This is a genomic window from Microtetraspora fusca (assembly GCF_001570365.1).
GTDB lineage: Bacteria > Actinomycetota > Actinomycetes > Streptosporangiales > Streptosporangiaceae > Microtetraspora > Microtetraspora fusca.
On the sequence record NZ_BBYK01000081.1, the window covers coordinates 21,345 to 34,345 of the forward strand.

At 71.0% G+C, this 13,001-nt stretch carries 13 protein-coding genes; 7 read left to right on the top strand and 6 right to left on the bottom strand.

Annotated elements, in window-relative coordinates; all coding sequences use genetic code 11:
• Positions 1-674 precede the first annotated feature (674 nt).
• Positions 675-1,451: a Fic family protein gene (locus AWQ68_RS37025; protein ID WP_066950405.1), complete on the bottom strand. Its 777-nt coding sequence runs from the start codon at positions 1,449-1,451 to the stop codon at positions 675-677.
• Positions 1,452-1,695: 244 nt separating this feature from the next.
• Between AWQ68_RS37025 and acs the strand changes: the two genes are divergently transcribed.
• The 5 genes from acs to AWQ68_RS37050 all read left to right on the top strand — a co-directional run bounded on the left by acs (position 1,696) and on the right by AWQ68_RS37050 (position 7,015).
• A complete protein-coding gene (gene acs / locus AWQ68_RS37030) occupies positions 1,696-3,672 on the top strand; it encodes an acetate--CoA ligase (RefSeq protein WP_066950406.1) in 1,977 nt (658 codons plus the stop codon).
• Positions 3,673-3,864: 192 nt separating this feature from the next.
• Positions 3,865-5,025, top strand: coding sequence for a Na+/H+ antiporter NhaA (nhaA, locus tag AWQ68_RS37035; RefSeq protein ID WP_245656477.1), 1,161 nt, complete (start codon positions 3,865-3,867; stop codon positions 5,023-5,025).
• Positions 5,026-5,050: 25 nt separating this feature from the next.
• Positions 5,051-5,563, top strand: coding sequence for a phage holin family protein (locus tag AWQ68_RS37040; RefSeq protein ID WP_066950412.1), 513 nt, complete (start codon positions 5,051-5,053; stop codon positions 5,561-5,563).
• A complete protein-coding gene (locus AWQ68_RS37045) occupies positions 5,553-6,473 on the top strand; it encodes an alpha/beta fold hydrolase (protein WP_066950414.1) in 921 nt (306 codons plus the stop codon). The genes AWQ68_RS37040 and AWQ68_RS37045 overlap by 11 nt, the downstream gene beginning before the upstream one ends.
• Before the next feature lie 47 nt (positions 6,474-6,520).
• Positions 6,521-7,015: a DUF309 domain-containing protein gene (locus tag AWQ68_RS37050; RefSeq protein WP_066950417.1), complete on the top strand. Its 495-nt coding sequence runs from the start codon at positions 6,521-6,523 to the stop codon at positions 7,013-7,015.
• A gap of 236 nt (positions 7,016-7,251) precedes the next feature.
• Here AWQ68_RS37050 and AWQ68_RS37055 read toward each other — a convergent pair whose 3' ends face one another.
• The gene (locus AWQ68_RS37055) at positions 7,252-8,436 is read right to left on the bottom strand and encodes a MarP family serine protease (RefSeq protein ID WP_066950420.1); all 1,185 of its coding nucleotides are present in this window, start codon (positions 8,434-8,436) and stop codon (positions 7,252-7,254) included.
• A gap of 72 nt (positions 8,437-8,508) precedes the next feature.
• On the opposite strand from AWQ68_RS37055, the gene AWQ68_RS37060 reads away from it, so the two are divergent.
• Complete coding sequence (locus AWQ68_RS37060) at positions 8,509-9,060, top strand: HEAT repeat domain-containing protein (protein WP_066950422.1); 552 nt, start codon at positions 8,509-8,511, stop codon at positions 9,058-9,060.
• Between the two features lie 7 nt (positions 9,061-9,067).
• Here AWQ68_RS37060 and AWQ68_RS37065 read toward each other — a convergent pair whose 3' ends face one another.
• Both AWQ68_RS37065 and nth read right to left on the bottom strand, forming a co-directional pair.
• Positions 9,068-9,760 (bottom strand): NUDIX hydrolase, encoded by a 693-nt coding sequence (locus AWQ68_RS37065; protein ID WP_066950426.1) that lies wholly within the window; start codon positions 9,758-9,760, stop codon positions 9,068-9,070.
• Positions 9,761-9,851: 91 nt separating this feature from the next.
• Positions 9,852-10,571 (bottom strand): endonuclease III, encoded by a 720-nt coding sequence (gene nth, locus AWQ68_RS37070; RefSeq protein WP_066950428.1) that lies wholly within the window; start codon positions 10,569-10,571, stop codon positions 9,852-9,854.
• An 82-nt stretch (positions 10,572-10,653) separates the two neighbouring features.
• Here nth and AWQ68_RS37075 point away from each other — a divergent pair, with 82 nt between their 5' ends.
• Positions 10,654-11,334, top strand: coding sequence for a Crp/Fnr family transcriptional regulator (locus tag AWQ68_RS37075; protein ID WP_066950431.1), 681 nt, complete (start codon positions 10,654-10,656; stop codon positions 11,332-11,334).
• On the opposite strand, the gene AWQ68_RS37080 is transcribed toward AWQ68_RS37075, so the two are convergent.
• Positions 11,331-12,152 carry an MBL fold metallo-hydrolase gene (locus AWQ68_RS37080; RefSeq protein WP_066950434.1) on the bottom strand — a complete coding sequence of 274 codons (822 nt, stop codon included), beginning with the start codon at positions 12,150-12,152 and terminating at the stop codon, positions 11,331-11,333. The genes AWQ68_RS37075 and AWQ68_RS37080 overlap by 4 nt on opposite strands.
• Positions 12,149-12,991, bottom strand: coding sequence for an NUDIX hydrolase (locus AWQ68_RS37085; protein WP_066950437.1), 843 nt, complete (start codon positions 12,989-12,991; stop codon positions 12,149-12,151). The genes AWQ68_RS37080 and AWQ68_RS37085 overlap by 4 nt, the downstream gene beginning before the upstream one ends.
• Positions 12,992-13,001 lie beyond the last annotated feature (10 nt).

Below are 13,001 nucleotides of genomic sequence, written 5' to 3' on the forward strand. Positions count from 1 at the left end.
GAAAGGGGCGACCCCCGCCGGGGGGGAGAGCGGGGGTCGCCTACCGGTCCGGCACTGGGGGGGTAGGGCCGGATCCGTATTCAGAAGAAAGCTTTCAACAGTTGCCCATGGCCTGGCAAGGGAGTCGCCAAGGCCGCCCAACGGGCAGGTCAACTCTGCGTAATGAGAGTCACCACCGTATGCTGCCTGATCTCGGCAGCCGCGTCGAGCGCCAATCGCCCGATTGGGCGGGTTTCTTTCCTCCGGCGCCCTCTGTCTCTCCACAGTCGTTGTCAATCCGCGACCTAAAACGATCACACAATGTGATCGGAAACGTGTGTAACGATCCAATATCCCCTGGGGCAAGAGAGCGTCCGCACATCCCCTCGGGTCTGTTCGCGACCGTCGGTAAAGGTCTTGGCCTGAGGGGTTCCCATGCACGGAAATCCGACGTAGAAAGGTGAGGACGGGCTTAGTGCCCGGGTACGGCCGCCGGGTACCCACGCGCGACCAGCCGCGGGAGGCGTGTCGGGATGGGCTTGTCCCGCTCCGACAAATAAGAGGTGCACGCTTGGTAACCCGGTGCGACGTACTGGCGGCGGCGTCCCATTCCAGGGACGCCGTCTGCTGTCGTTTCGGGCCTCTTTAACCCGGTTCACCCGGGGCTGAGAACCTTGCCGTTCCAGGAAGGGACGTCAGCGGGACAGGGCCTCGCAGATGGCGGTCGTCTCCCTCGCACCGAGCACCACGGCCGAGGCGCAGTGCCGCACCCAGACGCCGACCCCCTCGGCGGTACCGGTCAGGTAGGCCCGCAACGCCTCCGCGTACGCGTCTCCGAGATCGACGTGCCCGACCTCCACGGCGGTGAGCGACTTGGGATCGAGCCCGTGCTCGACCAGGGTCAGCCGCTCGGCGGCGCGGGCCACGACCCCGTCCACCATTCCGAACGGCCGCAACACGACCAGTTCCGCGTGCACGATGGCGGCGAGGACGAGCGCGGGCGCGCCGCTGTCGCCGGCGACGAGATCCGCCAGAGCGGCCATCCGTGCGCCGGTCTCCTCGGGGCCCGGGGCCGGGCCGAGGCCCATGGGGTCGACGGACGTCGGCTCGGTCCTCGGACGTCCCGGGTCGGCGGTCAGGCCGGCCGCGGCGAGGGCGTGCAGCCGGGCCAGCACCTGGCGCGGAGCCGTACGCCAGGTCTTGCCGAGCCGTCCCAGCTCGGCGGAGACGCGGAGCGCGCCCTGTACGGTGGGGTCGGTCGCCTCTCCCGAGCGCAGCTTCTCCAGCGGCACATCGGCACCTTCGAGCGCGGCCGACGCGCGGGCGCCGCGCAGCGCCGACTCGGCCGAGACCTCGGGGCTTCGCCGCCTGAGCACGCGGTGACCGTAAAGCCGGTCGACCGCCTCGCGCGCCTCCTGTACGGCCTCGGGCACTCCGGGAAGTTCGGCGATGACTGCCAATGGGTCGCTCACGGGAACCGACCATACCGGCGAGTAGGCGTCATTCAACGAGGAGGTCCTGCCGTTGAACGCACAAACCGGCACCCCCTATCGCATTCCACTGTGTTTCATCAGGTATCCAGATAACAGGTGAATGCCCCTCTTCAGCCAACCAAGGCCCTGTCGGTACGGACCTGTCTAGACCTCTTGTCCTGGGCGCTTCCGGACTGGTGAAGTGGGACGCGACAATCATGACCGCCATGCGAAGGAGTACGTTGTGACCTCCGAACCCTCTGGTCACGAGACTCAGGAGACGCTCTCGAACCTGCTGACCGAGAATCGCCGGTTCGCACCACCGGCCGATCTGGCGGCGTCCGCGAACGTCACCGCGGCCGATTATGACGAGGCGGCGGAGGACCGGCTTGGCTTCTGGGAGCGCGCGGCCGAGCGGCTGACCTGGGCTGAGCGGTGGACCAGCACGCTGGAATGGAACCCTCCCTTCGCGAAGTGGTTCGTGGGCGGCAAGCTCAACGTGGCCTACAACTGTGTCGACCGCCATGTGGAGGCGGGCCGCGGCGACAAGGTCGCCTACTACTGGGAGGGCGAGCCGGAGGGCGACAGCCGCACCCTCACGTACGCCGACCTCCAGCGCGAGGTCTGCAAGGCGGCCAACGCGCTTGAGGAGCTCGGCGTGCGCAAGGGCGACCGCGTCGCCATCTACATGCCGATGATCCCCGAGCTGCCGATCTCGTTGCTCGCCTGCGCCCGCATCGGCGCGATCCACTCGGTGGTCTTCGGCGGCTTCTCCGCGAGCGCGCTGAAGAGCCGCATCGACGACGCGGACGCCAAGGTGGTCATCACCGCGGACGGCGGCTTCCGCCGCGGCGCGCCGAGCGCGCTCAAGCCGACGGTGGACGAGGCGGTGCGCGAGTGCCCCGGTGTCGAGCACGTCGTGGTCGTCCGCAGGACCGGTCAGGAGGTCGCGACGACGGACAAGGACGTGTGGTGGCACGACCTCGTCGAGCGGCAGTCCGACCAGCACACGGCCCTGCCGCACGACGCCGAGGACCCGCTGTACATCCTCTACACGAGCGGCACCACCGGTAAGCCCAAGGGCATCCTGCACACCAGCGGCGGCTACCTCACCCAGACGTCCTGGACGCACCACGCCGTCTTCGACCTCAAGCCGGAGACCGACGTCTACTGGTGCACCGCCGACATCGGCTGGGTCACCGGCCACTCCTACATCGTGTACGGCCCGCTGGCCAACGGCGCGACGAGCGTCCTCTACGAGGGCACCCCGGACACCCCGCACCGCGGCCGCTTCTGGGAGGTCGTCCAGAAGTACGGCGTGACGATCCTCTACACCGCGCCGACGGCGATCCGGACGTTCATGAAGTGGGGTGACGACATCCCGGCCAAGTTCGACATGTCGTCCCTGCGCGTCCTCGGCTCGGTCGGCGAGCCGATCAACCCCGAGGCGTACGTGTGGTACCGCACGCACATCGGCGGCGACCGCTGCCCCGTGGTGGACACCTGGTGGCAGACGGAGACGGGCGCCATCATGATCAGCCCGCTTCCGGGCGTGACCTCGGCCAAGCCCGGCGCGGCCATGCGTCCCCTGCCGGGCATCGTCGCCGACGTCGTCGACGACCAGGGCAACTCGGTCCCGAACGGCGGCGGCGGCTTCCTCGTGGTCCGCGAGCCATGGCCGTCGATGCTCCGCACGATCTGGGGCGACGACCAGCGCTACATCGACACCTACTGGTCGCGCTTCGACGGGATGTACTTCGCCGGTGACGGCGCCAAGCGCGACGACGACGGCGACGTCTGGCTGCTCGGCCGCGTGGACGACGTCATGCTCGTCTCCGGCCACAACATCTCGACCACCGAGGTGGAGAGCGCGCTGGTCAGCCACCCGAAGGTCGCGGAGGCGGCGGTCGTGGGCGCGACCGACCCGGTGACCGGCCAGGCGATCGTGTCGTTCGTCATCCTGCGCGGCAGCGCGGAGGAGAGCGACGACATCGGGAGCGAACTGCGCACCCACGTGGCCAAGACGCTCGGCCCGATCGCCAAGCCGCGGCAGATCCTCATCGTGCCCGAGCTGCCCAAGACCCGCTCCGGCAAGATCATGCGACGGCTGCTCCGCGACGTCGCGGAGAACCGTTCCCTCGGCGACGTCACGACGCTGACCGACAGCTCCGTGATGAATCTCATCTCCGAGAAGCTGCCGAGCGCGAAGAGCGAGGACTGACCGGGATTTCCGGGCGGGCGCGGGTGTTCCGGGCGAACACCCGCGCCCGTTTACATGCCAGGACATAGGTAGCCTTGGCAGCAGGTGTGCCGGGAAGTCTGGTCGGCCGTCGCGGGGACCGCCCACGACGCTCCGGCTCACCGAGGGGGATCATTGCGTCGCGCTGCCGAAGTCTGGCCTGTCCGGCCGACGGTGAACTACGCCCGGCAACTCGCGGAGGCGCTCAGGACCGAGACGATCGGCGGCGTCATCATGCTCGCCGCGACCGTGGCCGCGCTCATCTGGGCCAACTCGCCGTGGTCGGGCTCCTACCAGGCGCTCAGGGAGACCGTTCCCGGTCCGCTGAACCTCTCGCTCTACCAGTGGGCCTCCGACGGCCTGCTCGCCGTCTTCTTCTTCGTCGCCGGCCTGGAGGTGAAGGAGGAGTTCGTCCACGGCAAGCTGTCCAACCTCCGGGACGCGGCCCTGCCGATCGTCGCCGCGATCGCCGGGATGATCGTGCCCGCGGTCCTCTACCTCGCGGTGAGCTCGGGCGTGGACGGCGCCGCGCGCGGCTGGGCGATCCCGACCGCGACCGACATCGCGTTCGCCCTGGCGATCCTCGCCGTGACCGCCTCCGCGATGCCCGACGCGCTGCGCGCCTTCCTGCTCACCCTCGCCGTGGTGGACGACCTCGGGGCGATCAGCGTCATCGCCCTCTTCTACAGCGACCAGGTGCATCTCACGCCGTTGCTCGCCGCGGTCGCCGTCCTCGCCCTGTACGGACTGCTGCAGTGGAAGCGGGTGCGCAACCCCCTGATCTTCATCGCGCTCGGCGTGACCGCCTGGGTGCTGGTGCACGAGAGCGGCGTGCACGCCACCGTCGCCGGGGTGATCTGCGGCCTGCTCACCCGCGTCCGCGCGGGGGCGGACGGGGAGAGCTCGCCCGCCGAGCGCGCCGACCATTTCGTCCGGCCGATCTCGGCCGGTTTCGCGGTTCCCGTGTTCGCCTTCTTCGCCGCCGGGGTCCGGCTCGACCCCCAGTCGCTCGGCGCGGTCCTCACCGAGAAGATCACGCTCGGCGTCATCATCGGACTGGTCGTGGGCAAGTTCCTCGGTGTCTTCGGAGGCGCCTGGTTGTCGGTCCGGCTGGGCTTCGCGAGGATCAACGAGGACCTGTACTGGCGCGACCTCGCGGCCGTGTCCGTACTCGCCGGGATCGGCTTCACGGTCGCGTTGCTGATCGGCGACCGCGCCTACCCCGGCATGGAGAAGATCACCACGGCGGTGCTGGTCGCGAGTTTCATCGCGTCCGTACTGGCCGCGATCCTCCTGCACGTCCGCGTGCGCAGGCGGGCACGGGATGATGTTTGATGGTTCGCAGAATAGGAGAACACTGATGCCCGAGGACGAATCGCTCGGCGCGCTCGTCGCCCAGGCGAGCACGCATATCTCGACACTCGTCCGCTCGGAGATCGAGCTGGCGAAGGCCGAGCTGAAGTTCGACGCCAAACGGGTGGGGACGGCCGCCGGGCTGTTCGGCGCCGCGGCCTTCATCGGCCACCTGTGCCTGATCCTCGCCTCGTTCGCCATCGCGTACGCCCTGGTGGCGGCCGGGCTGTCCCAGTGGCTCGCGTTCGTCATCGTCACGGTGTTCTATCTGGTGGTGGCGGGCGGACTGGTCTTCGTCGGCTACCGCCGGCTGAAGGGCCTGACCCGCATGCGCCGGACGACCCGCACCATCAAGAGCCTCAAGGGCGGCGGCGAGGAGGGCGAGGCGGCCGAGGCCGAAGTGCCCAGCCTGTTCCCCGAGACCGCTCCGCCGCGCAAGCCGTACACCGGCCCGACGGCCGGGCAGGTCGGCGCGCACCGCGAGACGGTGAGCAGCGAGTCCCCGGGCCATGGCGACTGACGAGTCCCTCGTCCAGATCGAGGGGCCCTGGACGCATCGCACGGTGCACGCGGGAGGCACCCGGTTCCACGTGGTGGAGGCGGGTGACGGCCCGCTGGTGCTGCTGCTGCACGGGTTTCCCCAGTTCTGGTGGACCTGGCGGCACCAGCTCGTGTCGCTGCCCGCGGCCGGCTACCGCGCGGTCGCGGTCGATCTGCGCGGATACGGCGCGAGCGACAAGCCGCCGCGCGGCTACGACCTGCCGAACTTGGCGATGGACGGCGCCGGCCTGGTCCGCGCGCTGGGCGAGACCGGCGCGATCGTCGTCGGCCACGACTGGGGCGGCCTGCTGGCCTGGACCATGGCCGCGTTCGACCCCAAGGTGGTCCGCCGGCTGGTCCCGGTCTCGGCGCCGCACCCGCTGCGGCTGCGGGCGTCGCTGCTCACCGACCCGCTGGGACAGCTCAGGGCCAGCGGTCACACCCTCGGCTTCCAGTTGCCCGCGCTGCCCGAGCGCCGGCTCACCGCCGACGGCGGCGCGCTCGTCGGGCGGCTGCTCGAGGAGTGGTCGGGGCCGGGGTGGCCGTCCGAGGAGGACGCTCTGACCTACCGGAACGCGTTCGGCATCCCCGGCGTCGCGCACTGCGCGCTCGAGTACCACCGCTGGTTCTTCCGGTCCCAGTTCCGGCCGGACGGCCTGCGCTACGCCCGGCAGATGCGCGCCGAGATCGAGGCGCCGACGCTCCAGCTCCACGGCGCGCTCGACTCCTGCATCCTCCCGCGTACGGCCCAGGGGTCCAGCCGCTTCGTCGCCGCGCCCTACCGCTGGCGCATGCTCGAAGGAGCCGGGCACTTCCCCCACGAGGAGCGCCCCGAGCAGTTCGACGCCGAGCTGGTCGCCTGGCTCGCCGACCCGGAGCCGGACCGCTAACGCCCCACGACGGCCGCTCCCCCGACATCGAGCGATCTGGAGGGATCATGCGCGACCGCGACGAGGCGGGCCGTCCCCGCAACGCCCGCCCCCGTGACGAGTACGGCAGGCCGCTGCCCCGCGGCGCTCAGGGCGTGCCCCGGGTCCCCGACGACTACGCGCCGGACGCCAAGGAGGCGCTGGCCGAGGCCGCGCGGCTGCTGGCCGCCGGGCGGCCGTTCCACGCGCACGAGGTCCTCGAAGCCCGCTGGAAGACCGGCCCCGGCGGCGAGCGGGAGCTGTGGCAGGGGCTCGCCCAGATCTGCGTGGGCCTCACCCATCTCCAGCGCGACAACCTCTCAGGGGCCGCCACCCTGCTCTCCCGCGGCTCGGCCCGTGCCCTCGCCTACGGCCGCTCCCTCCCGCCGGGTACAGCGCCGTACGGGCTGGACCTGGACGGCGTGGCCGACGCGGCGGGCCGGATCGTGAGCGGGATCGGCACACGGGAGGCCGACGCGGGGACGGCGATCGGCGAGATCCTCGGCCACCTGGCGCGGAGCTAGGGGCACCGGCCCAAGCAGTACGCCTTGTGCCGTGACCGGCAAGGTTTGCCCGGACGGAGCGGTGTCCAGGGTGGTGCATCGCAAGGCGGAGGAGGAGGCCGTAGCGGAGCCTACGGCCGACATTCCCGGGCCCCGCGGAAAGTCCGAGCTTGCGAGGACTTTTCGTGGGTGGGGCGTCAACGCGGCGAGGTGCCGCCCTGGGCGACGCGACGGGGCAAAGATTGCCGGGAGGGGCACTAGTCGCACTCCTGGGTGTTGGCGGGGGCCAGCGCGGCGCTGCCGCCGTCGGCGTCGGGACGGACCTCGTCGGCGGTGAGGGCGTACCCCGTCTCGGCCTGGTCGGTCGCGGCGGCGAAGATGACGCCGTAGACCCGGCCCTCGGGGCTGAGCAGCGGACCGCCGGAGTTGCCGGGCTGCACGACGCCGCGGATGGCGTAGACCTCGCGCTCGACCTTGTGCCGGTTGTAGATGTCGTACGACTCGGCGGGCTGCTTGATCCTGATCCGCGCGGCGAGCGGGGTGAACCCGTGGCCCTTCGGGTAGCCCGCGATGATCGCGTTGTCGCGGCTTCTCGCGGTGTGGTCGAAGCGCAGCGGCGTCACGTTCAGCCCGGGCACGTACAGCACCGCGATGTCGCGGTCGGGGTTGTAGAGCACGACACGGGCGCTGTGCTGCGACCCTCCGGAGTCGGTGACCCGCAGCTCCTGGCTGACCCCGGCGACGACGTGGGCGTTGGTCATCACGCGGTTGCGGGAGTAGACGAAGCCGGTGCCCTCGATGCGCTTGCGGCAACTCGGCGCGGTGCCCTGGATCTTGACGATCGCCCGCCGCGCGCGGGTCAGCCCGGGGCTGCCCCTGAGCAGGCCCTCGTCCGGCGGGGGCACGTTCTGCCCGCCGATGGACGTGATCACCTCGGGCCACTCGGAGGAGTCGACGAAGTCGCGGAACGGCTTCTGCAGGGCGCGTACGCCGTTCGGGATGGCCTCGTCCACCGCCTGCCAGACGACCGAGCCGTTGATCTGCTCCTTGGGCAGAGGGAAGCCCATGGAGACGATCAGCGAGCCGAGCAGCCAGGCGATGAGCAGCACCGAGAGCCCGCTGGCCAGCGAGCCGCCGAAGGCGTCGACCAGGCGGGCGGGCTCCCACGTCACGTGGCTGCGCACCACGGCGCCCACGGTGGACGACGCGAACTGGCCGATGGTCGCGGCGAGAAAGACGATCACGATGGCGAGCAGGGCGCGCTCGGTGTCGCCGCTCACGATCGCCCCGGCGATCGGGGGCGCGATGAACATCCCGAGGACGGCGCCGCCGATGAACCCGACGAAGCTGAACGCCCCGATGATGAAGCCCTGCCGGTAGCCGGAAACGGCGAAGGCCACCACCAGGCCGATCAGAATAAGGTCGAGGAGATCGCCGCGCACAGATTCAACGGTATCCAGCCACGCCCGTCATCGTGCACACCTTCTTTCACCCCGGCTCGATATCGTGACGTCATGGGGGGACCGGTCGAGGAATTGATCCAGATCGCGCTGGCCGACGGTGACCCGGACGGCGCGGTCCGCTGGCAGGCGATAGCCGTGCTCCAGGAGCGCGGCGATCTGGAGACCTTCACCCTGGCCAGACGCCTGTGCGCCGGGAACACGACCGCGGAGCGCGTCCTCGGGGTGGACATCCTCGGTGAGCTCGGCCGCGACCGGCCCTTCGCCGACAAGACGCTCCCCATCCTGCGCTATCTCGCGGCCAGCGAGCAGGATCCGCGCGTGCTGTACTCGGTGCTGATCGCCTTCGGCCACCTGCGCGACGCGCGGGCGCTGCCCTCGGTGATCGAGCTGGCGTCCCACCCGGACCACTCCGTCCGGTACGGCGCCGCGTACGCGCTGCCCAACGTGATGGGGAACCCGCCGGACTCGGCCGGGCTCGCGGCGCTGCGTCTGCTGGCGAGCGACCCGGACGACGACGTCGCGGACTGGGCCACGCTGGGCATGAGCCTCGTCGGCCACCTCGGCTCGTCCTCCTCCGGAGGCGCCGGCCCGCGTCCCGTCTGAGGTGCGCTTAGCCGCGTGAGGCGAGCTTCAGCACGTCGGGCGGCAGGTCCTCGACGCGCGAGCGGTCCCAGGGCCGCTCGAAGCCCGACATGGCGAGCACCCGGTCGAGGATCCCCGCGGTGAAGCCCCAGACCAGCAGGCCGCGCACCCGGAACGCGGGCGCGCCCTCCGGCTCGCCCGCGTACCTGCGGGACGCGTCCTCCTCGGGCGTGGCCCGGCCCCGCGGGTAGCGCAGCAGCAGCCGGTTCGCGGGATCGACCAGCTCGCTGATCGGGATGCGCTCCACGGACTCGACCTCGTCCGGTGAGGCCGCGTGCACGGCGGACGGCGTGCGCCACCACGCCAGGACCGGGGTCACCCGGTTGTGGCTGCGCCAGACGTACAGCTCGGGCATGGTGCCGACGATCTCCACGCCGCTCGGGTCGAGCCCGGTCTCCTCCTGGGCCTCCCGCAGCGCGGCGCCCACGGGTCCGTCGTCGCCCGGGTCCACGCCGCCGCCGGGGAACGCCGGCTGGCCGGCGTGCCTGCGGCCGTTGGAGCTGCGCTGGATGAGCAGGATGTCCGGCCCCGACGGCCCCTCCCCGAACAGCAGGAGCACCGCGGCCTGCCGGCCGGCGCCGTCGCCCGGGGGCCGCAGCACCTCGGGCACGGGGTTCCGTACGGCTTCCGCCGCCAGGTCCGTCAGCCAGCCGGGAACCAATGTCTCCTCCGAATGCAGGTCGAGCCGCGCGAGCCGTACAACCGCGGAGCGGCGGCCGAACTTCCCGACGATCGCCGTCCGCTCGGCGGCCTCAGGAAAAGGGGCCTTCCTTCACGAGCTTGGCCGCCTCCGCCGCGTCCGTGGGGCCGGTGCCGTACGCGGGGCACAGGGCGGCGACCGGGCAGGCGCCGCAGGCGGGCCGGCGGGCGTGGCAGATGCGGCGGCCGTGCCAGATCAGGCGGTGCGAGAGCATCGTCCACTGGGACTTGGGGATCAGGTCGCCGACCTCGTGCTCGATCTTGACGGGATCGGTCTCGGTGGTCCACGCGAAGCGCCGGGCCAGCCGTCCGAAGTGGGTGTCCACGGTGATGCCGGGGACGTCGAACGCGTTGCCGAGCACGACGTTGGCGGTCTTGCGGCCCACTCCGGGGAGGGCGACGAGTTCCTTGAGCGTGCCCGGCACCTCGCCGTGGTGGCGGTCGCAGATCGCCTGGGCCATGCCGATGACGCTGTTCGCCTTGGCCCGGAAGAATCCGGTGGATTTGATCATCTCTTCGAGCTGTGTCCGGTCGGCCGCGGCGTAGTCGGCCGGTGTCCGATACTTCGCGAAAAGCACCGGAGTAACCATATTTACCCTTTTGTCCGTACACTGCGCCGAGAGGATCGTGGCGACCAGCAGTTCAAGGGGGTTGGCGAAGTCGAGTTCGCAATGGGCGTCAGGATAGGTTTCCGCCAGGATTCTGTTGATCCGCCGCGCGCGGCGAACGAGAGCGAGCCGGGACTCCCCAGCCGTCTGGACTTTGCGGGACACCCCGTAAGAGTACGCGGACGGCGTAGGTCACAATGGCTTGCACGGCGCCAACGATCGAGCGCGACCATTGCAAGGAGGCACCGTGAGCACCGAAGACGTACTGAGCAAGGCGCCGCTGTTCTCCGCGCTCGACCGTGAGGGCGCCGCGGCACTGCGGACCAGCGTCACCGAGGTCGAGTTGTCCAAGGGACAGACCCTGTTCAGCGAGAACCAGACCGGCGACCGGCTCTACGTGGTGCTGGAAGGAAAGATCAAACTGGCCCGCACCGCACCTGACGGCAGGGAGAACCTGCTCAGCGTGCTGGGCCCTGGCGAGATGTTCGGCGAGCTCTCGCTGTTCGACCCCCGCCCCCGTACGGCTTCCGCCATCGCCCTGACCGACGTGCGGCTGGCCGGGCTGGGCCACGACGACCTGCGGCCCTGGCTGACCGGCCGGCCCGAGGTGGCCCTGCACCTGCTGCGCGCCCTCGCGCAGCGGCTGCGCCGTACCAACGACGTGCTGGCCGACCTGGTCTTCACGGACGTGCCGGGACGGGTGGCCAAGCAGCTTCTCGACCTCGCCGACCGCTTCGGCCGGAAGACCGAGGACGGCCTGCGGGTCCACCACGACCTCACCCAGGAGGAGCTGGCCCAGCTCGTCGGCGCCTCCCGCGAGACGGTCAACAAGGCGCTGGCCGATTTCGCCCAGCGCGGGTGGCTGCGCATCGAGGCCAAGGCCGTGGTGATCCTGGACATGGAGCGGCTCTACAACCGCTCCCGCTAGAGCGACTTGAGGTACGCGAGCTGGGCCGCCACCGACATCTCGGCGGCGGGCCACAGCGCCGGGTCCACCTCCGCGTAGACGATCTCGACGATCTGCCGGGCGTCCTTGGCCCCGTCCCGGATGGCCTGGCGGATCTGGTCCAGCCGCTGCCGCCGGTGGGCGATGTACTCGTCCAGGACCCCCGCGGGATCGGCCAGGACCGGTCCGTGACCGGGCAGCAGCGCCTCCGCGGCGAGGATCTCGGCCCCCGCCCGCAGGCGGTCCAGGCTGCGCAGGTAGTCGGCCAGGTCCCCGTCCGGCGCGATCACCGTCGTCCCCCGGCCCAGGATCGTGTCGCCGGTCAGCATCGCCCGGTCCTCCGGCAGCCAGAAGCAGAGCGAGTCGGAGGAGTGCCCGGGCGTTCCGACCACCCGGATCTCCAGGCCGTCGAGATCGATGACGTCGCCGTCGCCCAGCCCCTCGTCGCCCAGCCGGTGGCGTGGGTCGAGCGCTCGAACCGGCGCGTTCACCATCTCGGCGAACCCCCGGGCGCCTCCGCTGTGATCGTCGTGACCGTGGGTGAGCAGCACCGCCGCCACCCGGCGGCCGCCGAGGTGGCCGGCCACCCGCCGCAGGTGCCCGTCGTGGTCCGGCCCCGGGTCCACCACGATCACGGTCTCCGCCCGCCCGATGACCCAGGTGTTCGTGCCGTCCAGCGTCATGGGCGAGGGGTTGGGGGCCAGCAGGGCGGTGGCGTGCGCCGTACCGGAGCCGTCGATGCTCGAACCGTCCCAAGCGCCGGAAGAGGTGCCCTCGACCGGGATCCGGATGCCGCTCATCGCCCCCCGCTTCCGGGCCCGGCGAGCTCGCCGAGATCGGGGACGATGAGGACCATCTCGCCGTCCACCTCGGCGGCCGACGGCAGGACGGTAGTGATCATGCGATCCGCGCGCAGTACGTCGTCGACCGTCTCGAATCCGGACAGTTCGGTCAACGTCGTGAAAGTCGGTGGCATGAGCATGATCTCCCGGGCCGCGCCCCGGGCCAGGGCGGCGGCGGGCGGCATCCAGGCGACCATGTCCGCCTCTCCCCCGACATCGCGCGTACGCTGACCCGGCGGGAGCGCGGCCACGAAGAAGCGGGTGTCGAACCGCCTGGTCTCGATCTCGGGCGTGATCCAGTGCGCCCACGGCCGCAGGAGGTCGGAGCGCAGCACGAGGCCCCGCCGGTCGAGGAGCTCCGCGAACGAGAGCTCGCGGGCGATCAGTGCGAGGCGGTCGGCCTCCCAGTCGTCGCCGGTGGTGTCCGCCACGATCGTGGTCGCGCTGGGCCCGGCCAGCAGCACGCCGGATTCCTCGAAGGTCTCCCGTACGGCGGCGCACACCAGCCCGCGCGCGGTCCGCTCGTCGGCGGCGAAGGCCGCGCCCCATTCACGGGGCGAAGGACCCGCCCAGGCGACGGCGTGGTCGGTGTCCCGGGGGTCCACCGAGCCGCCCGGGAAGACGTACGCGCCCGCGGCGAACGCCATCGTCGCCTTCCTGCGCAGGAGATAGACCTCAAGCGGGCTGTCGCGGAGCACCACCACGGTGGCCGCGTCCCTCGCGGGCACCACGGGGACACGTCCCGCGAGGACGTCCCGCGCCCGTTGCCCGATCTCTCCCGGAAGCGGGATCGCCATACATCCTCCA

Coding starts and splice junctions, on each gene's coding strand:
- AWQ68_RS37040 (WP_066950412.1), top strand. CDS start 5,051: ATGCCCGAGGACGAATCGCTCGGCGCGCTCGTCGCCCAGGCGAGCACG.
- AWQ68_RS37060 (WP_066950422.1), top strand. CDS start 8,509: ATGGGGGGACCGGTCGAGGAATTGATCCAGATCGCGCTGGCCGACGGT.
- AWQ68_RS37080 (WP_066950434.1), bottom strand. CDS start 12,152: ATGAGCGGCATCCGGATCCCGGTCGAGGGCACCTCTTCCGGCGCTTGG.
- AWQ68_RS37085 (WP_066950437.1), bottom strand. CDS start 12,991: ATGGCGATCCCGCTTCCGGGAGAGATCGGGCAACGGGCGCGGGACGTC.
- AWQ68_RS37045 (WP_066950414.1), top strand. CDS start 5,553: ATGGCGACTGACGAGTCCCTCGTCCAGATCGAGGGGCCCTGGACGCAT.
- AWQ68_RS37050 (WP_066950417.1), top strand. CDS start 6,521: ATGCGCGACCGCGACGAGGCGGGCCGTCCCCGCAACGCCCGCCCCCGT.